At 71.3% G+C, this 19,222-nt stretch carries 17 protein-coding genes; 6 read left to right on the top strand and 11 right to left on the bottom strand.

From position 1 onward, the window contains the following. Positions 1 to 35 precede the first annotated feature (35 nt). The 3 genes from AC07FV_RS03005 (at position 36) to AC07FV_RS02995 (ending at position 2,782) form a co-directional block, all read left to right on the top strand. Positions 36 to 1,442, top strand: a complete 1,407-nt coding sequence (locus AC07FV_RS03005; RefSeq protein WP_479084202.1) for a coiled-coil domain-containing protein — start codon at positions 36 to 38, stop codon at positions 1,440 to 1,442. 77 nt (positions 1,443 to 1,519) lie between these two features. Next, positions 1,520 to 1,741 carry an FmdB family zinc ribbon protein gene (locus AC07FV_RS03000; RefSeq protein WP_356611353.1) on the top strand — a complete coding sequence of 74 codons (222 nt, stop codon included), beginning with the start codon at positions 1,520 to 1,522 and terminating at the stop codon, positions 1,739 to 1,741. A 210-nt stretch (positions 1,742 to 1,951) separates the two neighbouring features. Beyond that, entirely contained in the window at positions 1,952 to 2,782 is an 831-nt protein-coding gene (locus AC07FV_RS02995) for a DedA family protein (RefSeq protein ID WP_479084201.1), read from the top strand. Here AC07FV_RS02995 and AC07FV_RS02990 read toward each other — a convergent pair. The 3 genes from AC07FV_RS02990 to AC07FV_RS02980 all read right to left on the bottom strand — a co-directional run bounded on the left by AC07FV_RS02990 (position 2,700) and on the right by AC07FV_RS02980 (position 7,232). After that, positions 2,700 to 3,512 (bottom strand): HAD family hydrolase, encoded by an 813-nt coding sequence (locus tag AC07FV_RS02990; protein ID WP_479084199.1) that lies wholly within the window; start codon positions 3,510 to 3,512, stop codon positions 2,700 to 2,702. The genes AC07FV_RS02995 and AC07FV_RS02990 overlap by 83 nt on opposite strands. Continuing rightward, the gene (locus tag AC07FV_RS02985; RefSeq protein WP_479084876.1) at positions 3,512 to 6,001 is read right to left on the bottom strand and encodes a phosphoribosyltransferase; all 2,490 of its coding nucleotides are present in this window, start codon (positions 5,999 to 6,001) and stop codon (positions 3,512 to 3,514) included. Before AC07FV_RS02985 ends, AC07FV_RS02990 begins: the two co-directional genes overlap by 1 nt. 64 nt (positions 6,002 to 6,065) lie before the next feature. Next, positions 6,066 to 7,232: an HpcH/HpaI aldolase/citrate lyase family protein gene (locus tag AC07FV_RS02980; RefSeq protein WP_479084197.1), complete on the bottom strand. Its 1,167-nt coding sequence runs from the start codon at positions 7,230 to 7,232 to the stop codon at positions 6,066 to 6,068. Between the two features lie 209 nt (positions 7,233 to 7,441). Here AC07FV_RS02980 and AC07FV_RS02975 point away from each other — a divergent pair, with 209 nt between their 5' ends. Then, entirely contained in the window at positions 7,442 to 8,344 is a 903-nt protein-coding gene (locus AC07FV_RS02975) for a TerD family protein (protein ID WP_479084196.1), read from the top strand. Positions 8,345 to 8,369: 25 nt separating this feature from the next. On the opposite strand, the gene AC07FV_RS02970 is transcribed toward AC07FV_RS02975, so the two are convergent. The 6 genes from AC07FV_RS02970 to AC07FV_RS02945 all read right to left on the bottom strand — a co-directional run bounded on the left by AC07FV_RS02970 (position 8,370) and on the right by AC07FV_RS02945 (position 12,914). Then, positions 8,370 to 9,107: a TerD family protein gene (locus AC07FV_RS02970; protein ID WP_479084194.1), complete on the bottom strand. Its 738-nt coding sequence runs from the start codon at positions 9,105 to 9,107 to the stop codon at positions 8,370 to 8,372. A 183-nt stretch (positions 9,108 to 9,290) separates the two neighbouring features. Beyond that, positions 9,291 to 10,433 (bottom strand): DUF475 domain-containing protein, encoded by a 1,143-nt coding sequence (locus AC07FV_RS02965; RefSeq protein WP_053130132.1) that lies wholly within the window; start codon positions 10,431 to 10,433, stop codon positions 9,291 to 9,293. Positions 10,434 to 10,482: 49 nt separating this feature from the next. Beyond that, positions 10,483 to 11,058: a TerD family protein gene (locus tag AC07FV_RS02960; RefSeq protein WP_383641970.1), complete on the bottom strand. Its 576-nt coding sequence runs from the start codon at positions 11,056 to 11,058 to the stop codon at positions 10,483 to 10,485. A gap of 109 nt (positions 11,059 to 11,167) precedes the next feature. Further along, complete coding sequence (locus tag AC07FV_RS02955) at positions 11,168 to 11,743, bottom strand: calcium homeostasis/redox stress adaptation protein (protein WP_053130137.1); 576 nt, start codon at positions 11,741 to 11,743, stop codon at positions 11,168 to 11,170. A 151-nt stretch (positions 11,744 to 11,894) separates the two neighbouring features. Beyond that, positions 11,895 to 12,353 (bottom strand): peroxiredoxin, encoded by a 459-nt coding sequence (locus AC07FV_RS02950; RefSeq protein ID WP_384688066.1) that lies wholly within the window; start codon positions 12,351 to 12,353, stop codon positions 11,895 to 11,897. Between the two features lie 123 nt (positions 12,354 to 12,476). Further along, on the bottom strand, positions 12,477 to 12,914 hold the full coding sequence (locus AC07FV_RS02945) for a DUF3052 domain-containing protein (protein ID WP_053130143.1): 438 nt from the start codon (positions 12,912 to 12,914) through the stop codon (positions 12,477 to 12,479). A 386-nt stretch (positions 12,915 to 13,300) separates the two neighbouring features. Here AC07FV_RS02945 and aceE point away from each other — a divergent pair, with 386 nt between their 5' ends. Together aceE and AC07FV_RS02935 are read left to right on the top strand one after the other, a co-directional pair. Beyond that, the gene (gene aceE / locus AC07FV_RS02940; RefSeq protein ID WP_479084193.1) at positions 13,301 to 16,057 is read left to right on the top strand and encodes a pyruvate dehydrogenase (acetyl-transferring), homodimeric type; all 2,757 of its coding nucleotides are present in this window, start codon (positions 13,301 to 13,303) and stop codon (positions 16,055 to 16,057) included. 78 nt (positions 16,058 to 16,135) lie between these two features. Continuing rightward, positions 16,136 to 16,975 carry a potassium channel family protein gene (locus AC07FV_RS02935; protein ID WP_479084192.1) on the top strand — a complete coding sequence of 280 codons (840 nt, stop codon included), beginning with the start codon at positions 16,136 to 16,138 and terminating at the stop codon, positions 16,973 to 16,975. 37 nt (positions 16,976 to 17,012) lie between these two features. Here AC07FV_RS02935 and AC07FV_RS02930 read toward each other — a convergent pair whose 3' ends face one another. Then, positions 17,013 to 17,318, bottom strand: coding sequence for a small hydrophobic protein (locus AC07FV_RS02930; protein WP_479084191.1), 306 nt, complete (start codon positions 17,316 to 17,318; stop codon positions 17,013 to 17,015). A gap of 235 nt (positions 17,319 to 17,553) precedes the next feature. After that, positions 17,554 to 19,176, bottom strand: coding sequence for an MFS transporter (locus tag AC07FV_RS02925; RefSeq protein ID WP_479084189.1), 1,623 nt, complete (start codon positions 19,174 to 19,176; stop codon positions 17,554 to 17,556). Between the last annotated feature and the right edge of the window lie 46 nt (positions 19,177 to 19,222).

Below are 19,222 nucleotides of genomic sequence, written 5' to 3'. Positions count from 1 at the left end.
GGACCCGGGCAGGCCGGACGACACGGGAGAGGGATGTGACGGCGACACCATCGCAGCCGTACTCGCCGATGGTGCCGCGCGCGCGGCGCCTGCCGCACCGCTCCCGCAGACGGCGCCCGCCCGGCGCGCTCCGCGACACGCTGACCCTCGTGGGGCTGCCCTTCCTCGCCGCGCTCGCGCTGCCCGCCGCGTTCGCCGGAGGCGGCACCCGGCGGTGGTTCGGCGGACGGGCCGAGAGCCAGCGGGCCGAGGCGCAGGCCGCCAAGGACGACGCGGCGGCCGCCTTCTACGAGCTGGACACCGCGCAGCGGGACCTCAGGATCTCGGTCGAGACGATCGCGGCCGTCGACGCCTCCCCCGCCGCCCGGCGCGCGGTCACCGACTTCGAGGCGCTCGGCCGGCGCATCGACGAGGCCAGCCACCAGTACATCGAGGCCGTCGACGCCCACGACCTCGACCGGGACGACCTGGAGGCGTCCGCCGCCTCCCGCGCCCGCGGCGAACTGACCGCCGCCAGGACCGAACTGGACCGCGTCAAGCAGGAGCTGGACCGCTTCGCCGAAGGACTCGGCCCGCTCCTCGGCAAGGCCGAGACCCAACTGGCCCGGCTGGCGCCCGCCGTCGAACGCGCCCGGCAGACCCTCCTCGCCGCCTCCGACGCCCTCGACGCCGTACGGGAGGCCGGGCTGCGGGCGGACGACCTCGCCGCCCGGCTGGCCGCCCTGGGACCGGAGCTGACCCGGCTGAACCAGGGCGCCGGCCGGCACGGCGTGCCCGAGACCCTCGACCGGGCCGAACGCGTCATCCGGGAGGCCGGGGCGGTGCGGGCGGAGGCCGAGCGGCTGCCCGAGCGGGCGGCCGAGATCGATCACCGCCTGGTCTCCCTGCGCACCCGCGCCCAGGCCCTGACCACCCGCACCGAACAGGTCGAGCCCGTGCTGAGCGAGCTGCGCCGGCGTTTCACCGTCGCCTGCTGGCAGGACCTCCAGCACGTACCGGACCAGGCCGGCGAGTCGGTCCGGCAGGCGGAGCGGAAGCTTGCCGAGGCCCGGACCGCCCGCGAGGAGCAGCGCTGGCCCGACGCCACCGCCCTGCTGTCGACCGTACGGGCGCTGCTGAACGCGACCGACGAGGCGGTCTCCGCCGCCGGTGACCGGCTGCGGCAGTTGAACGCGGTGCAGAAGGACCCGGCGCAGGAGATCGAACGCACCCGCTTCGCGATCCGTGACGCCCAGCGCCTGGCCATGGCGGGCCGCAACACCCCCGACCCCCGGCACGCGCGCCCGCTGGACGGGGCCGTGGCCCGGCTGGAGCGGGCGATCACCACGCTGGAGGGCCGGCACCCCGACTACTGGCACTTCCTGACCGAGACGGACGCCGTCCGGCGGACGGTGGCCGACGTGGTGGCCGGCATCCGGGAGGAGCGCGGCGCCGGGCACTGACCACCGCGCGGCCACCGTCCCGGACGGGTTCCCGCCGGCGGGCCGGCCCGTCCGGCCGGGCCGGTTAACCTGTGCCCATGCCTCGCTACGAGTACCGCTGCCGCAGCTGCGGCGACACCTTCGAACTGAGCCGTCCCATGGCCGAGTCCTCCGCGCCCGCCGCCTGCCCCGCGGGCCACGGGGACACGGTGAAGCTGCTGTCGACGGTCGCGGTCGGCGGCTCCTCGGCCGGACCGGCGCCCGCTCCCTCGCCGGGTGGCGGAGGCGGCGGCTGCTGCGGCGGGGGCTGCTGCGGCTGACGCCCGCGCCGCGGCCCGTACCGTCCCCGGCAGCCGTCCCTCCCGTGCCGTGCCCCCGCATATTCCCCGCCGGGCGAGGAACACGAGGAGGAAGCCGCCCAGTCTGCCGAGGACGAAGGAACCGGGGTCGCCCATGCCGTGCAGCAGGAGCCAGCCTTACCACGCGCTTCCTCAGGCTCCCTTCAGCTCCGATTTCCTAGCGTGGCCGTCATGACAGCCATCGCAGTGCAGACGGCCGCGAGCGGCGGCGCCGCACCGGAGTGGATCAACGACCTCATGGACCGGCTCGGCGCCCCGGGCGCCGGCCTCGCCATCGCGCTGGAGAACCTCTTCCCGCCGCTGCCGAGCGAGGTGATCCTGCCGCTGGCCGGTTTCGCGGCCAGCTCGGGCCGGATGAACCTGATCGCCGTCCTGCTGTGGACGACGGCCGGCTCGGTGATCGGCGCACTCGCGCTGTACGGGGTCGGCGCGCTGCTCGGCCGGGACCGCACGGTGGCGATCGCGGGGAAGCTGCCGCTGGTGAAGGTCTCCGACATCGAGAAGACGGAGGCCTGGTTCCAGAAGCACGGGACCAAGGCCGTCTTCTTCGGCCGGATGATCCCGATCTTCCGCAGTCTGATCTCCGTGCCGGCGGGCGTGGAGCGCATGCGGCTGCCCGTCTTCCTCGCCCTGACCACGCTGGGCAGCGCGATCTGGAACACCGTGTTCGTGCTCGCGGGCTACGCGCTGGGCGACAACTGGTCCAAGGTCTCGGGCATCGCCTCCACGTACTCGAAGGTGATCCTCGGACTCGCCGCCCTGGCGCTGCTGGTCTTCGTCGTCATGCGGCTGATGCGGCCGGGCGGCGGACAGCGCAGGCGGGGACGCGGCGACGGACCGGACGCACGGCCGTCGGCCGACGACGACCGCCCCGGCACCGGGGACGGTGCCGGGGCGTACGACGCCGACGAGGACGGGGTCAGCGAGTCGGACTCACGGCGTGGAGGAACTCCCGGAGGATCCGCTCACCCGCCAGCACGCCGCGCTCGGGCAAGGCGCTGATCGCCGGCGCCGTCCAGTCGGAGTCGGCCAGCTCCCCGTGGCCGGGGCGCCATCCCCGGTCCGCGGCGAGGAGCAGGTCGGCGTCGAGGAGGGAGTCGCCGGCGGCCAGCGTGAGGTCGGCGCCGGTGCGGCGGGCGACCTCGCGCACGGCGGCGCTCTTGGTGAGCGGCTTCGGGACGGCGTAGATCTTGCGGCCCTGGAGGGACACCGTCCAGCCGCGGTTCTCGGCCCACACGGCGAGTTCCTTCACCCACTCCTCGGGGAGCAGGTCCCGCTCGACGACGAGGTAGGCGAAGAGGTCCTCGGCGACCCGGTGCTTGCGCACCCACAGCGGGTCGGCGGTGTGCATGAGGTGGTCGCGGACCTCGGCCAGCGAGGCGCACTCGTCGGCCAGTCGTGCCGTCACCCGCGCGTGCCAGTCCGGGTCGGAGACGCCGTCCACCAGCAGGTGTCCGCCGTTGGCGCAGATCGCGTACTTCGACGGCGGGCCGGGGAGGTTGATGCGCTGGTACTGCTTGCGGGTCCGGGTGGTGGTCGGCACGAACAGCGCCGCGTCACCGAGGTCGGTCAGCAGCCGGGCCGCCGTCTCCGTCAGGTAGGACAGGGGCTTGCTCTCGTAGACCTCGACGCACAGCAGCCGCGGTGCCCTCAGGTCGGGCATGGTCAGCCCGAGGGCGGCGGCGGAGTAGATGAGCGTGCGGTCGAGGTCGCTGGCGACGAGTACCGGCATCAGAGCGCCACCGCCCTGCCGTCGGCTCCGGTCGCGCCCCGCGTGTACTGGGGGTGGATCAGCCCCACGCAGGTGTAGGGCAGGCCGTCGACCTCCTCGACGGGTACGCCCCGCTGTTCGGCGAGCAGGCGCACGTGGTCCAGGTCGGCGCCGGCACCGGCGCGCGCGAGCACCTTCCACGGCACGCGGCGCAGCATCACGCGGGTGGTCTCGCCGACGCCGGGCTTGACGAGGTTCACGTCGTGGATGCCGTACTCCTCGCTGATGCGCTCGACCGCGGCCCAGCCCTCCCAGGTGGGCGTGCGGTCGGCGGCGAGAAGTTCCTTGGTCTGGGCGTCGACCGCGTCGGCGACGTCCGGGAAGCGGGCGGAGACGGCGTCGAGGAAGGCCGTCGACAGGTCGGCGCCGCCGAGTTCGCGGTAGAACTTGGCGCCGTGGAAGTCGTGCGGGCCGACCAGGTCGGCGCGGAGCACGGTGCGCGAGATCAGCCCGGAGACGGTGGAGTTGAGGCACGCGGAGGGGATGAGGAAGTCGTCGCGGGTGCCGTAGGTGCGCACGCAGGAGCCGGGGTCGGCCAGTACGGCGATCTCGGGGTCGAAGCCGGTGATGCCGTCGGAGGTCTCGAAGTCGCGCAGCGCGGCGGCGAGTTCGCGGGTGATGGCGCCCTTGCCGGTCCAGCCGTCCACGAAGACGACGTCGGCGGGGTCGTGCCGGTCCGCCAGCCAGCGCAGCGCGTTGGCGTCGATGCCGCGGCCCCGCACGATGGACACGGCGTAGTGGGGCAGGTCGAGGCCGTGGCGGAACCGCGCCCAGCGGCGCATGAGGATGCCGACCGGGGTGCCCGCGCGGGCCAGGGAGACCAGGACGGGGCGGGGCGACCGTTCGGTGAGCACGATCTCGGTGACGGCGCCGACGGCGCGGGCCAGCCGGGCGGCGGAGGTGGCCAGCGCCGCGTGGAACAGCTCCTGGTACTGCTCGGTGGGCTGGTACTCCACGGGCAGGGACTCCGCGTAGTGCGCGCCGCCGCTCTGGATGGCCTCCTCGCGCTCCTCGGTCGGCGCCTCCAGCGTCACGTCCGACAGGTCCTGGAGCAGCCACCCGACCTCGTCGGGCGGGTACGAGGAGAAGTCGGGGCCGCGCAGGGGCTCGGGCAGCATGGAGGGCCTTTCGGGGGCGTGCGCGGCCGTCGGGACGTACGACGGGACGACCGCGAGCAGGACGTGCGGGACGTGGGCGGCGAGCCGGGCGGACAGTCCGCCGGGGGCGTGCAGGGCGGGGGTGTCGGCGGCCGAGTCCACGACGGCGACCACGGCGTCGAAGCCGGCGCCCGCGACGTTGTACGCGTAGCGCTCGCCGGGGCCGTCGGCCGGGTCGTCGTGCGCGGGGAAGACCAGGCGGGTGCGTATCGCGTAGCCGGGGTCGTCGACCGCGAGGACGGGAGAGCGGGTGGTGGTGGAGTAGCGCACCTCGGCGTCGACGGTTCGCTCCAGGGCGTCGGCCAGGCGCAGGGGGGCGTACATCAGCTCCTCGAACCCGAGGACGAGTACGCGGCGGGCGTCCGCGGGCAGTGCTCCCGCGATCCGCGCCGCCATCTCCGGCAGCGCCTGCTCCAGCCGCTCCCGGTGCACGGCCGTGAACCCGTGCCGCCCGCCGTCCGGGACGCCGTCGGGCCAGCCCAGGTCGACGCGGGCGACGCGGCCGGCTCCTCCCCCGGCCCCGGTCCCGGCCCCCGCACCCGTGCTCGGGGTCGGGGTCGGGCTTTCGTAGCGCGCGACCAGTTCCTGCCCCTTGTCCAGCACCCCCGGCGGCAGCCGGACCGTGCCCGAGGCGGCCGTCACCAGGTCGACGCGGGCGCCGATCTCGCGGGCGAACTCCTCCAGCCGGCCGGCGTTGGCGGGCGAGCGCATGTCGACCAGGGCCACCACGACGTACCGCTCGCGCGGGTAGCGCTCGTGCAGGGCGCGCACCGTGTTGAGCACCGTGTTGCCGGTGGAGAACTCGTCGTCGACGAGGACCAGCGCCCCGTCCCCCGCCAGCAGCGCGGGGTCCTCGGGCAGCAGCAGGTGCGAGGTCGCGTGCGAGTGGGACTCCTCGAAGCCGCCCGCCCGGGCGACCCCGGCGACCGGGCGGCGGGTGGAGTGCAGGTACGGGGCCGGCCCGAGACCGTCGGCGACCGAGTGGCCGAGGCCGGTGGCGGTCTCCGCGTAACCGAGGACGACGGCGCTCCCGGCCGCCTCGTCGCCGAGCAGGTCGCGGACGCGCCGGCCGAGGGCGACGCCGTGGCCGTACACCACGGACGGCGCCTGGGGGACGTGCTTGCCGAGCACGTTCGACACGAGCAGGTGGGCCCGCTTGGGGTTGCGGCGCAGGGCGAGGCCCAGCATGCCGGTCAGCGTCTCGTCGCCGGAGAGTTCGACGCCGAGCCGCTCGGCCACCCAGCTTCCGGACCAGACTCCGGCCCGCCCCTCGGCGCGCGACCTCTCCGTCATGTACTCGTGCCTCCCGTGGTCCACCGTGGCAGGGGTCCTTGCGTCGGTCATGGGTTCCTTGCGTTCATTCGGACAGGCCTGCGGCGAGCAGTTCCACGAAGCCGATGTCCTCGTTCGCCACCCCGAAGACCTCGGCACGCAGCAGCGTCCGTTCGGCCCAGGCGCGGTGGGGCTTCACCTCGTTCATCTTGTTCGTGTAGGCCGACCTGAGGACACCCCCACCGCAGCGTTCCGGCCGCAGGATGTCCGCCGCGTCGCTGTACTCCTCGTGGCTGACGACGGACAGCGCGTGCACGGGGAGGACGTGCGAGGGGTGGATGCAGGTCTTGCCCAGCAGGCCGTTGGCGCGGTCCAGGGAGATCTCCCGCAGCAGGCCGTCCATGGAGTGCTCGATCAGCTTCTGGCGCAGGGCGACGGCCTGGCCCTCCAGGAAGGGGCTCTGGCGCAGTTGCGGTTTGAACATCCGCTCCTGGACGCGGAAGTACTCCCAGACCGGGCCGGTCACCGTGAATCCGGTGCCGTCGACGCGGGCCAGCATGTTGACCACGTCGGCGATGACGGAGGCGACGATCTGGATGTCGTACGCCGTCATGTCGGGGCCTCTGCGCAGCCCGTAGGAGGAGCAGAAGTCGGTCACGCCGAGCCGCAGGGCGAGTACCCGGTCGCGGTACTTGTCGACCGCGCGGAAGATGCCCTCCAGCGTCTGCACGCGGGACTCCCGGTACAGCAGGTCGGGCGACTCCAGCACCGGCATGGCGAAGAGCCTGCGGCCGCAGGCGGCCTCGGCGGCGGAGAGGGCCTCCAGGAAGGGCACACCGCGTTCCTCGGTGAACTTCGGCAGCACGAAGCCGGACAGCAGGCGCACCGCGGGGCCGAGGCGCCGGACGAGGTCGGGTATCTGCTCGGGGGTGCGGACCCGGACGAACAGCAGGGGGACGTCGGCGCCGGAACGTTCCGCCAGGTCCGTGAGCTGGCGGACGAGGTTCTCCTCGCCGACCGGTACGTCGGCGTCGTCGATCGAGTCCTCCAGGCACAGCACCATCGACACCACACCGGCGGCGCCCTGCTTGAGGATGTCGTCGGCCAGTCGGGGCCGGGTGGCCGGGCTGTACAGCGTGGCGCCCAGGGCCGCGGCGAGCAGCCGGGCCGGGGAGTCCGCCGTGAAGGTGCAGGGCTCCTTGTGGAAGAGGCGCTTCCGCACTTCGGGGGCAATCTGCCCGAAATGACGCATGAGAACTCCCCCGCTAGTGTCTGGGCGACCTGCGGTCTGTCCGAAGGTGGCCGGTAATAGTACGTACGTATCCATGTCGGAGGTTCCCACCGGGCATGAATTCCAGGTAACCCGGTCGTGTCGACGGCGGCGACCGGGAGCGAGGCGACACGGACCGGGTTCCCGCCCCCGCATTGTCGTGACCAGGACCGAGAGGGCAGGATGACGGCATGACGCACGCGATGCTGAAGGGGTCGAACGTCCCGCTGCAAGCCACCACGGTACGCGCCGTACTGCGCTGGACACCCGGGCAGGGGGTCCCCGACGTCGACGCCTCCGCGCTGCTCCTGGGGCCGGACGACCGCGTGCGTTCCGACGAGGACTTCGTCTTCTACAACCAGCCGCGGCATCCCTCGGGGCAGGTCTGGCGGCTGGGCAAGAAGCGGGTCGGCGAGGATCTGACCGACACGATCCAGACAGATCTGACCGGGGTCGAGGCCTCGGTGGGCCGGATCCTGCTGGTGGCGTCGGCGGACGGCGTCTCCTTCGACCGGGTCCGCTCCCTGCGCATCCTGCTGCACGACGCCTCGGCCGCCGACGCGGAGCCGCTGGCCTCCTTCGACGTCAAGCCGGAGACGGGCCAGGAGACGGCGCTGATCTGCGGCGAACTGTACCGGCGCGGGGAGGGGTGGAAGTTCCGGGCGCTGGGCGAGGGCTACTCGAACGGGCTGAAGGGCCTGGCGACCGACTTCGGCATCTCGGTGGACGAGTCGGAGGGGGCGGAGGACCCCATGGCGGCCCCGCGGTCCGCGCCCGTCCCGCCGGCGGCCGGTCCGGACGAGCCGACGACCGTGCAGCCCCTCCCGGAGGTCTCGCGTCCGCTGCCGCCGGAACAGCCCCCGGGGGTACCGGCCCAGCCCGCCTACGGCTATCCGCAGCAGCCGCCGGCGGCCCAGCCGGCCTACGGCTATCCGCAGCCGGCCGGCCGCCCCGGCCACGGATACCCGCAGGCGCCCGCCGCCGCGGGGGTCACCGGTGCGCAGTCCGGCTACGGCTACCCGCCGCCGGCCACCGGGACGCCCGACCCGGACTTCCGGCTGCCGCCGCAGGGCCCCCAGTTCATCGGGCGCTGACCGGCGCGGGAGGAGGGGCCGGGCGTCAGCGCTCGGCCTTGCTCTTGTGGCCCCGGCCCCATTGCAGGCCCCACCCGTACAGCCGGTCCAGCTCGCCCTGGAAGCCGTACACGAACTTCACCTCGCGGCGGACGACGATCTCGCCCTTCACGTTCTCGATCATCACCACGGCGCAGGACCGGGCCTGCGGGTGACGCTCGTCGAGGCCTATCTCGATCCGCGGGCCGTTGCTCGGGTACAGCGTGACGATGGCGTGCGTCCGGTCGAAGGCCGGGGTCTGGTCGTAGATGTAGGCGAAGAGCAGGAGGCGCTTGATGGCGTCCTTGTGGTCGAGGTTGACGTAGATCGTCTCCCCGGACGCGGAGCCGAACCGGTCGTCGCCGCTGAGCTTGACGTACGGCGGGGCGTTGACGTCGCCGAGGAAGCCGCCGAGCGGCTGGACGACCCCGCGGGTGCCGTCCTGGAGCTCGTAGAGGCAGCCGAGGTCGAGGTCGACGTTGACCATGCTCTGGCTGTGGCCGACGACCTCGGGGGGCTTGAGCGCCTTGAAGGGGTGCCGCAGCAGGCTCTCGCGCTGCGAACCCATGATGTCCGAGGTCCGCATCCGCCAGGTGAGGTTGACGCGCAGGTTGCCGGTGGCCGCGCCCTGCCGGTCCAGGGAGACCTGGCTGTGCCGTTTGGTCAGCTGGATGGAGTTGGTCGCCGCGCTGCCCGAGTCGAACTCGCTCTCGCGGCCGCGCCACAGCCCGTCCAAGAAACCCATTCCCGCCCCCATCTCATCGACCGCCGAACGCCGACACAGACCACTGACGCAGACCGCCGACGGGGCGGCCCCGAGGAAACGTCCTCGTCGACCGCCCCGCACAGAGCGTTCCTCGTCCGGGCCCTGTTCACACCAACGGAGCAGGCGCACCGGGGGTGAACCCGGCCCGGGAAGAGCAGGGTTTCACACCCCGGAGGAGACCTCCGCCTTCTCCTTGCCGCCGTCGCCCCCGGCCGCGGCGAGCCGCTTGTTGCGGCGGACCGAGGACCAGAAGGAGGCGCCGATCAGGACCACGCCGATCATGCCGGTGATGAACTCGTTGATCTCGTACTGGATGGTGACCAGGAGGACGGCGGCGAGGGCGCCGATGGCGTAGTGGGCGCCGTGCTCCAGGTAGACGTAGTCGTCGAGGGTGCCCTCGCGGACCAGGTAGACGGTCAGGGACCGGACGTACATGGCGCCGATGCCGAGGCCCAGGGCCATCAGGACGATGTCGTTGGTGATGGCGAAGGCGCCGATGACGCCGTCGAAGGAGAACGACGCGTCCAGGACCTCCAGGTAGAGGAACATGAAGAACGCGGCCTTGCCGGCGAGCTTGACGGCCGACTTGGGCTTGCCGGCCCGTTCGGCCTGCTCCTCCGCCTCGTGCTCGCGCTCCTCCTCCTCTTCGAGCTTGTCCTCGAAGAAGCCGGAGAGACCACCCACGACCAGGTAGGTGATGAGACCGGCGATGCCGGAGAGCAGGACCGTCTCGGCCTTGTCGGCGTGGGTGCCGCCGTGCTGGTGGGCGTGGGCGCCGAAGGTGATGGCGGAGACGAGCAGCACGATCAGGGCGATGCAGACCGACAGCATGTCGACCTTGCCGAGCTTGGCCAGCGCGCGCTCCAGCGGAGCGAGCCACTTGATCTCCCGGTCCTCGAAGATGAAGTCGAGGAAGATCATCAGGAGGAACATGCCACCGAAGGCGGCGATCGACGGGTGGGCGTCGGTCACCAGCTCCTGGTAGCGGTCCTTGTCGGTGAGCGCGAGGTCGACGGCCTCGATCGGGCCGAGCGACGCGCTGATGGCGACGATCACGACCGGGAAGACCAGGCGCATGCCGAACACGGCGATCAGGATGCCGATGGTGAGGAAGATCTTCTGCCAGAAGGCATTCATCTTCTTCAGGATCCCGGCGTTGACCACCGCGTTGTCGAAGGACAGCGAGATCTCCAGGACGGACAGGATCGCCACGACGCCGAAGGCGGCCCACCCCCCGTAGAAGACCGCGGCCACCAGGCCGAGCGCGGTGACCGCGAACGACCACCCGAAGGTTTTCAGAACCACTGGCTACCCAATCGTATGTGTACGGGGCTCCCCCGCGCCGTACGCGGCTTTACGAAACGTTGACGCCGAAGTCTAGAGCGATGCCCCGGAGCCCCGACGCGTACCCCTGTCCCACCGCGCGGAACTTCCATTCGGCCTGGTACCGGTAGAGCTCGCCGAAGATCATCGCGGTCTCCGTGGAGGCGTCCTCGCTGAGGTCGTACCGGGCGAGTTCCTGGCCGTCGGCCTGGTTGACGACCCGGATGAAGGCGTTGCTGACCTGGCCGAAGGTCTGGCCCCGCTCGTCGGCCATGTGGATCGAGACCGGAAAGACGATCTTGTCGCAGTGGGCCGGCACCGCCGAGAGGTCGACCAGTACCGACTCGTCGTCACCGTCACCCTCACCGGTGAGGTTGTCGCCGGTGTGCTCGACGGAGCCGTCCGGGCTCTTGAGCTGGTTGTAGAAGACGAACCACTCGTCGCCGAGCACCCGGCCGCTGCTGCACACCAGCGCGCTGGCGTCCAGGTCGAAGGGTGCTCCGGTGGTGGAACGCGCGTCCCAGCCCAGCCCGACCAGTACCTGTGTGAGGTTCGGTGCGGCCTTGGACAGGGAGACGTTGCCCCCCTTGGCAAGCGTGACGCCCATGGTGATCCCTCCCCGGGTGATGGTTCTCGGTTGTCCTGCGCGTCCGGCGCCGCACGTAAACCGTGCGGCGCCGGACGGTCGGGGCGGTGGCCCCGGATGTGGCGGTGACTCAGACGTTCACGCCGAAGTCCTGCGCGATGCCGCGCAGACCCGAGGCGTAGCCCTGGCCGATGGCGCGGAACTTCCACTCCGCGCCGTGCCGGTACAGCTCGCCGAAGACCATGGCGGTCTCGGTGGAGGCGTCCTCGGACAGGTCGTACCGGGCGATCTCGGCGCCGCCGGCCTGGTTGACGACGCGGATGAACGCGTTGCGCACCTGGCCGAAGGACTGCTGGCGGTTCTCGGCATCGTAGATCGAGACCGGGAAGGTGATCTTCTCGACGTCGGCGGGGACGGTGGCGAGGTCGATCTTGATCTGCTCGTCGTCGCCCTCGCCCTCACCGGTGAGGTTGTCGCCGGTGTGCTCGACCGATCCGTCCGGGCTCTTCAGGTTGTTGAAGAAGATGAAGTGCGCGTCGCTGGCGACCTTGCCGCCGCTGTTCAGCAGCAGCGCGCTGGCGTCGAGGTCGAAGTCGGTACCGGTCGTGGTGCGGATGTCCCACCCCAGACCGACGATGACCGCGGTGAGGCCGGGGGCCTCCTTGGTCAGCGAAACGTTGCCGCCCTTGCTGAGGCTGACTCCCACGAGTCCTCCATTGGTGTCCAGGGGCGGGGAGCCCCGTAGTGCGTGGATATCGGATCAACGATTCGATCCTAGTGACGGGTTCCCGCCCCCCGCAGGCCCTGGGACCGACAAATCACTCGGTGTCGAACCGATGCCGGTCGGAAGGAGTCGGTCAGAGGGAGTCGAGCGCCTTCACGTACTCGGTCAGGTCGCGGGCGTCGGGCAGGCCGTTGCGCACGGTCCAGCGGACGACGCCCTCCCGGTCGATGATGAAGGTGCCGCGGACGGCGCACCCCTTGTCCTCGTCGAAGACGCCGTACGCGCGCGAGACGTTGCCGTGCGGCCAGAAGTCGGACAGCAGCGGGTACTCCAGGCGCTCCTGCTCGGAGAAGACGCGCAGGGTGTGGATGGAGTCGTTGGACACGGCGAGCACCTGGGTGTCGCGGTCGGAGAACTGCGGAAGGTTGTCCCGCACCTCGCACAGCTCACCGGTGCACACGCCGGTGAAGGCGAACGGGTAGAAGAGCAGCACGACGTTCCTGCGGCCTCGGAAGTCGGACAGCCGGACGGTCGCGCCGTGGTTGTCCTTCAGCTCGAAGTCGGGGGCCTTGTCGCCGACCTGGATCGCCATGTCCTGTTCGTCCCTTCCGTGGATGGTTCGCTGGAAACACCCTACGCAGGAACCCTCACGGACCCGCGGACGGGCCGACGGCGGTCGGCCCGTCCGGAGTCGGGTGGTGCGGAGCCCGGCCGGCTACCGCTTGGACTTGGCGGCCTTGGGCGTGGCCAGTCGGCTGCCGCTCCAGTCCTTGCCGACGCTGACGCTCTTGGACGCCGTCAGTCCGGCCGTCGTCGCGGCTTCCGAGATGTCACTGGCCTCGACGTACCCAGACCGGCCGGTCTTCGGCGTCAGAAGGAGGATCGACCCGCCCTCTTCGATGTACGTGGTGGCATCCACCAGCGCATCCGTCAGGTCGCCGTCGTCGTCACGGAACCACAGCACGACGGCATCGGCCACGTCCTCGTAGTCCTCGTCCACCAGCTCGCCCTCGACGGCGCCCTCAATGGCCTCGCGGAGCTCCTGGTCGACGTCGTCGTCGTAGCCGATCTCCTGGACCACCTGCCCGGGCTGGAAACCCAGCCTGGCGGCAGGGTTCGTCCGCTCCTCCGCGTGGTCCGCGGTCGCGCTCACGGGTTGCCTCCTGATCATGTCTTGGTGAATGTCTCAGCCACGCGCGTGCGCGAAGCATTGGCCGTAGTCCACACGGGCGGGACGGATCGCGCAAGTACCCGGCGACTGGGACCGCCGAAACGGTGACGATCCCGGCCGTGTCGCCGCAACTCCAGCCATGCCGTCCAGACCAAAGGTGACGTACACCACACCTATCTGCCCCGTTTGCGTATTTGGGAACCACGTGTGGGTACGAGACTCGAATGAACGTGCCCCCGATCCCCATGGGGGAACCGGTTACCCCACGGTACAGATGACGTTTGCCCTCGCGAGGTACACGATGGTGAATCGGCGGGGAATCGGCGCAGACACCCGGCAAAGTGGCCCTCCGACAGCGAAGGAACAGCGTGGCTTCCGCATCCGATCGCAATGATCGCAGTCCGATCATCATTGGCGGCCTCCCGAGTCAGGTCCCCGACTTCGACCCCGAGGAGACCCAGGAGTGGCTCGACTCCCTCGACGCCGCCGTCGACGAGCGCGGCAGGGAGCGGGCCCGCTACCTGATGCTGCGGCTGATCGAGCGGGCCCGCGAGAAGCGCGTGGCCGTGCCCGAGATGCGCAGCACGGACTACGTCAACACCATCCCGACCAAGAGCGAGCCGTTCTTCCCGGGCAACGAGGAGATCGAGCGCAGGATCCTCAACGCCACCCGCTGGAACGCGGCGGTGATGGTCTCGCGCGCCCAGCGGCCCGGTATCGGGGTGGGCGGGCACATCGCGACCTTCGCCTCCTCGGCGTCCCTGTACGACGTGGGCTTCAACCACTTCTTCCGGGGCAAGGACGAGGGCGACGGCGGTGACCAGGTCTTCTTCCAGGGTCACGCCTCGCCGGGCATCTACGCGCGCGCGTACCTGCTCGACCGGCTCAGCGAGGAGCACCTGGACGGCTTCCGGCAGGAGAAGTCCAAGGCGCCGCACATGCTGTCGTCGTACCCGCACCCGCGGTCGATGCCGGACTTCTGGGAGTTCCCGACGGTCTCGATGGGCCTCGGCCCGATCGGGGCGATCTACCAGGCCCGGATGAACCGCTACATGCACGCGCGCGGGATCGCGGACACCTCCCGCTCGCACGTGTGGGCCTACCTCGGCGACGGCGAGATGGACGAGCCCGAGTCGCTGGGCCAGCTCTCCATCGCCGCCCGGGAGGGCCTGGACAACCTGACCTTCGTGGTCAACTGCAACCTCCAGCGCCTGGACGGCCCGGTGCGCGGCAACGGCAAGATCATCCAGGAGCTGGAGTCGGTCTTCCGGGGCGCCGGCTGGAACGTGATCAAGCTGGTGTGGGACCGCACCTGGGACCCGCTGCTCGCGCAGGACCGCGACGGCGTGCTGGTCAACCGGATGAACACCACGCCCGACGGCCAGTACCAGACCTACGCCACCGAGTCCGGCGCCTACATCCGCGACCACTTCTTCGGCGACGACCACCGGCTGCGCGCGATGGTCGAGAACATGACCGACGACCAGATCCTGCACCTGGGCCGCGGCGGTCACGACCACCGGAAGATCTACGCGGCCTACAAGGCGGCGCTGGAGCACAAGGGCCAGCCGACGGTCATCCTCGCCAAGACGATCAAGGGCTGGACGCTGGGGCCGAACTTCGAGGGCCGCAACGCCACGCACCAGATGAAGAAGCTGACGGTCGACGACCTCAAGCGCTTCCGCGACCGGCTGCACCTGCCGATCTCCGACAAGGAGCTGGAGTCCGGCGCGCCGCCGTACTACCACCCCGGCCGGGACACCGAGGAGATCCAGTACATGCACGACCGCCGGCTGGGTCTCGGCGGCTACGTCCCGACCCGTGTCGTGCGGTCGAAACCGCTCGCGCTACCGAACGCCAAGACGTACGCGACCGTGAAGAAGGGGTCCGGGCAGCAGTCCATCGCGACGACGATGGCCTTCGTGCGGCTGCTGAAAGACCTCATGCGGGACAAGGAACTCGGCAAGCGCTTCGTACTGATCGCACCGGACGAGTACCGCACGTTCGGCATGGACTCGTTCTTCCCGAGTGCGAAGATCTACAACCCGCTCGGGCAGCAGTACGAGTCGGTGGACCGGGAGCTGCTGCTCGCCTACAAGGAGGCCCCGACCGGGCAGATGCTGCACGACGGCATCTCGGAGGCCGGCTGCACGGCCTCGCTGATCGCGGCCGGATCGGCGTACGCCACGCACGGCGAGCCGCTGATCCCGGTCTACGTCTTCTACTCGATGTTCGGTTTCCAGCGCACCGGCGACCAGTTCTGGCAGATGGGCGACCAGTTGGCGCGCGGTTTCGTACTGGGTGCGACCGCGGGCCGCACGACCCTGACCGGTGAGGGGCTCCAGCACGCGGACGGCCACTCGCAGCTGCTGGCCTCGACGAACCCGGCGTGCGTGGCGTACGACCCGGCCTTCGGCTTCGAGATCGCGCACATCGTCGAGGACGGCCTGCGCCGGATGTACGGCGGGGACGAGGAGCACCCGCACGGCGAGGACGTCTTCTACTACCTCACCGTCTACAACGAGCCGATCCGGCACCCCGCCGAGCCGGAGAACGTGGACGTCGAGGGCATCCTCAGGGGCATCCACCGCTTCAGCGAGGCCACCGGCGGTTCGATCCCGGCGCAGATCATGGCGTCCGGCGTCGCGGTGCCGTGGGCCGTCGAGGCGCAGCGGATCCTCGCCGAGGAGTGGGACGTGCGGGCCGACGTCTGGTCGGCGACCTCCTGGAACGAGCTGCGGCGCGACGCGGTGGCCTGCGAGGAGCACAACCTGCTGCACCCCGAGGAGGAGCAGCGGGTCCCGTACGTGACGCGCAAGCTGGCCGGCGCGCAGGGCCCGTTCGTGGCCGTGTCCGACTGGATGCGGGCGGTGCCGGACCAGATCGCGCGCTGGGTGCCGGGCACGTACCAGTCGCTGGGCGCGGACGGATGGGGCTTCGCGGACACCCGCGGTGCGGCGCGGCGGTTCTTCCACATCGACGCGGAGTCGATCGTGGTGGGGGTGCTGAGCGAGCTGGCCCGGGAGGGGAAGGTCGACCGGTCGGTGCTGAAGCAGGCGGTGGACCGGTACCGGCTGCTCGACGTGACGGCGGCCGACCCGGGCGTGGCCGGCGGGGACGCCTAGGTACGGGCACGGCGTCCGGGGCGGCGGGGTTCCGGCTCCGCCGCCCCGGGCGGCCTCCGGGCTCCCTACGATGCGGGGATGGCGCGTACGGGCGAGGGCATCGAGCGGCGGACGGCACGGGAGCGTTGGGAGCGGCGCACCCAGCGGCCGCTGCTGGCGCTGGCCGTGCTGTTCGCGGTGGCGTACGCGGTCCCCATCGTGAACAGTTCCGCGAGCGGCTCCCTGACCCGGGCGTGCGCGCTGGCGGAGTGGCTGGTGTGGGCGGCCTTCGTCGTGGACTACGTGGTGCGGCTGGTGCTGAGCGAGGACCGCCGGCGGTTCGTCCGTACGCACTGGCTGGACCTGTGCGCGGTGGCGTTGCTCCGGCCGCTGCGGCTGCTGCGGCTGGTCTCCACCCTGCTGCTGGTCGGGCGGCGTGCGCGGATGGCCCCGCAGATCCGGCTGACGACGTACGTCGCCGGGGCGGTGGTGGGGCTGCTGATGTTCGGTTCGCTCGCGGTGCTGTCCGTGGAGCGGGACGCGCCCGGCGGGAACATCCGCACGCTGGGGGACGCGCTGTGGTGGTCGTTCACCACGATGACGACCGTGGGGTACGGGGACCACGCGCCGACCACCGGGGTGGGGCGGCTGCTGGCCGTCGGCCTGATGCTGTCCGGCATCGCGCTGCTCGGTGTGGTGACGGCGAACATCGCGGCGTGGTTCCTGGCGCGCTTCGAGCGGGACGACGTGGAGGAGCGGCGGCAGACCGAGGCGATCCGGGCGCTGACGGAGGAGGTGCGGGCCCTGCAGGCGGAGGTCGCGGGACTGAGGGGGGCCGGAGAGCCTGGACCCGCCGGTGCTGCTCCGGCGTCCGTTGCCGGTCCGGCGTCCGTTGCCGCCTCGGCCCGTGTCCCCGCCGTCTCCGACGCCGCGGAGTAGCGCGGGCCCGGGGTCTCTCCCCCGGCGTGGTCGCGGGTCAGAGGAGACCGTTGCCCAGGGGTGCCGCGCCGATGAGCCACAGGACCGCCAGGACCGTGTCGATGACGCCCAGGACGACCGCGACCACGGCCGGAACCGGGCGGGGGCCCGCCCAGGTGCGGCCCATGGCCAGTCGGCCGCAGACGATCGCGGCGGGGCCGAGGACGATCCCCAGCACGAAGAAGCCGGCGACCGCGCAGACGAGTCCGGCGACGGCGAGGGTCGCGCGATCCGGCCCGGTCCGTGACCACGTCCGGCCACGTGAGCGGGGGTGCCTGCGCGATCCGGTGCCGAAGCCTGCCATCGTCAACTCCCTGAACTCATCGTGGAGTTCGGGTACCCCCCTGCGGCGGCTCATGCCTGCCGCGGACGTGCTGCCTGCGCGCTGCCCCCCTCCGGCAGCGCGCCGCAGCCACTCGCCCTCCGTGCCCTGCGGAGGACTTGACCCACTGTGACCTGCGCGGTCGGCGGGAGGCCAGGGGTTCACCGGCCCTGTCACCCGGATGGGCGAAACAGGGCCGGTAACGCGCGGAACATCCTCAGATGTGGCCCACGCCGGCGCCGGCCTCCGCGTTCGCGCCGCGCTTGGTGAGGAAGGCGACCAGCACGGCGACGGCCGCGACACCGGCGGCCACGAGCGACGCGAGGCTCATGCCGGAGATGAAGGTGTCGTGCGCGACCTCCGTGACCTTCGCGACCATCGGCCCCGGCATGCCCTCGGCCACCGGTGCCGCGCCGACCTGCACCGCCTCGGAGGCCTGGCCCAGCTCTTCCGGCGTCAGCTTCGGAAGGCCTGCGTCCGCCCAGTTGCCCGCCAGGTCGTTGTCGACCTTGGAGGCCATCACGGCGCCCAGCACGGCCGTGCCGAGGCTGCCGCCGATCTGCATCGCCGCCTGCTGGAGACCGCCGGCGACACCGGACAGCTCCATCGGCGCGTTGCCGACGATGACCTCGGTGGCACCGACCATGACGGGCGCGAGGCCGAGGCCCAGCAGGGCGAACCAGAGCGACATGATGCCGCTGCCGGTGTCCGTCTCCAGCGTGGACATGCCGTACATGGCGAGCGCGGTGAACGCCATGCCGCCCGCGAGCGGGATGCGCGGGCCGACCTTGGTGATCATCACGCCGGCCAGCGGCGAGCCGACGATCATCATGCCGGTGAGCGGCAGCAGGTGCAGGCCGGCGTCGATGGGGCTCATGCCGTGCACGTTCTGGAGGTAGAACGTCACGAAGAACAGGCCGCCCATGAAGGCGATCGCCATCATGACCATGAGGACGACACCCGCCGACAGCGGGACGGAACGGAACAGCCCCAGCGGGATCAGCGGCTCCCTGACCCTCGTCTCCCAGAAGGCGAACAGCCCGAAGCCCACGACGGACACGACGAGGAACAGCCACGTCTTCCCGTCGCCCCAGCCCCACTCGGGGGCCTTGATGAGCGCCCAGACCAGACAGAACATCGCGGCGGACAGCAGGGCTATGCCGAGGAGGTCGAAGGAGCGCGGGGCGTTCACCGCGCGGTGGTCCAGCAGGATCATGACGCCGAGGACCACGGCGAGGACGCCCACCGGCACGTTGATGAAGAACACGGACTGCCAGTTGACGTGCTCGACCAGGACGCCGCCGAGGATCGGGCCGCCCGCGGTGGAGGCGCCGATGACCATGCCCCAGATGCCGATGGCCATGTTGAGCTTCTCGGCCGGGAAGGTCGCCCGGAGCAGGCCGAGCGCGGCCGGCATCAGCAGGGCACCGAAGACGCCCTGGAGCACGCGGAAGGCGACGACCAGCGGAATGGTGTCGGACAGGCCGATGGCACCGGAGGCGGCGGCGAACCCGACCACGCCGATGAGGAAGGTCTGCCGGTGGCCGAAGCGGTCCCCGAGCTTGCCCGCGGTGATCAGGGAGACCGCGAGGGCGAGGAAGTAGGCGTTGGTGATCCACTGGACGTCGGCGAAGCTGGCCTTCAGGTCGACCTGGATCGCCGGGTTGGCGATGGCCACGATGGTGCCGTCGAGGGCCACCATCATGACCCCTACGGCGACGGTGACGAGGGTGAGCCAGGGGTGGCCGCGCAGTCCGCCGGCCGGTGCCGGGCCCGACGGACCGGACGAGGTCCCCCCGTCCCCCGGTCCCGTCTTGTCGATGGTGGTCTGACTAGTCATACGTTCGAGGCTAGTGACAGTCACTGACAGTTGACAAACCATTTCA

Source organism: Streptomyces sp. NPDC045956 (assembly GCF_056430705.1).
This window is presented reverse-complemented; position numbering and strand designations above follow the sequence as displayed.

Excerpts from the sequence above, each read along its gene's own strand:
- AC07FV_RS03000 (WP_356611353.1), top strand. The coding sequence starts at position 1,520 with ATGCCTCGCTACGAGTACCGCTGCCGCAGCTGCGGCGACACCTTCGAA.
- AC07FV_RS02995 (WP_479084201.1), top strand. The coding sequence starts at position 1,952 with ATGACAGCCATCGCAGTGCAGACGGCCGCGAGCGGCGGCGCCGCACCG.
- AC07FV_RS02990 (WP_479084199.1), bottom strand. The coding sequence starts at position 3,512 with ATGCCGGTACTCGTCGCCAGCGACCTCGACCGCACGCTCATCTACTCC.
- AC07FV_RS02985 (WP_479084876.1), bottom strand. The coding sequence starts at position 6,001 with ATGACGGAGAGGTCGCGCGCCGAGGGGCGGGCCGGAGTCTGGTCCGGA.
- AC07FV_RS02980 (WP_479084197.1), bottom strand. The coding sequence starts at position 7,232 with ATGCGTCATTTCGGGCAGATTGCCCCCGAAGTGCGGAAGCGCCTCTTC.
- AC07FV_RS02975 (WP_479084196.1), top strand. The coding sequence starts at position 7,442 with ATGACGCACGCGATGCTGAAGGGGTCGAACGTCCCGCTGCAAGCCACC.
- AC07FV_RS02970 (WP_479084194.1), bottom strand. The coding sequence starts at position 9,107 with ATGGGTTTCTTGGACGGGCTGTGGCGCGGCCGCGAGAGCGAGTTCGAC.
- AC07FV_RS02960 (WP_383641970.1), bottom strand. The coding sequence starts at position 11,058 with ATGGGCGTCACGCTTGCCAAGGGGGGCAACGTCTCCCTGTCCAAGGCC.
- AC07FV_RS02950 (WP_384688066.1), bottom strand. The coding sequence starts at position 12,353 with ATGGCGATCCAGGTCGGCGACAAGGCCCCCGACTTCGAGCTGAAGGAC.
- AC07FV_RS02935 (WP_479084192.1), top strand. The coding sequence starts at position 16,136 with ATGGCGCGTACGGGCGAGGGCATCGAGCGGCGGACGGCACGGGAGCGT.
- AC07FV_RS02930 (WP_479084191.1), bottom strand. The coding sequence starts at position 17,318 with ATGGCAGGCTTCGGCACCGGATCGCGCAGGCACCCCCGCTCACGTGGC.
- AC07FV_RS02925 (WP_479084189.1), bottom strand. The coding sequence starts at position 19,176 with ATGACTAGTCAGACCACCATCGACAAGACGGGACCGGGGGACGGGGGG.